Source organism: Pseudoalteromonas aurantia (assembly GCF_005886875.1).
Classification (GTDB): domain Bacteria; phylum Pseudomonadota; class Gammaproteobacteria; order Enterobacterales; family Alteromonadaceae; genus Pseudoalteromonas; species Pseudoalteromonas aurantia_A.
Genome location: NZ_PNBY01000201.1, coordinates 1 through 258, shown reverse-complemented (window position 1 = coordinate 258; position 258 = coordinate 1). Strand labels below are relative to the sequence as shown.

The 258-nt window shown below is 39.1% G+C and carries 1 protein-coding gene; it reads left to right on the top strand.

What is annotated here, in order from left to right; all coding sequences use genetic code 11:
• Positions 1 to 100 precede the first annotated feature (100 nt).
• Positions 101 to 258 (top strand): transposase family protein (locus CWC18_RS20625; RefSeq protein ID WP_138676034.1); only part of this gene is annotated, 158 nt, incomplete at its 3' end.

The window sequence follows — 258 nt, the reverse complement described above, 5'->3', positions numbered from 1 at the left end:
CAGGGTGAGATCGTGAGTGTATTTTAAGCAATTAACACAACCTGTCTTGCTTTAAGGGGTCAAACATGATCGTATACTCTATTTTTGAGTAACGCCCATTATGAGCCTGAACGTTTTGACAAAACACTTTGAATTAATAGAAGACCCACGCCAAAAAATTAAAGTAATTTACCCTTTACTCGACGTCTTGTTTCTTACCGTAGCAGCTATCATTGCTGGTTGTGAAGGCTGGGAAGACATTGAAGATTTTGGCCATTG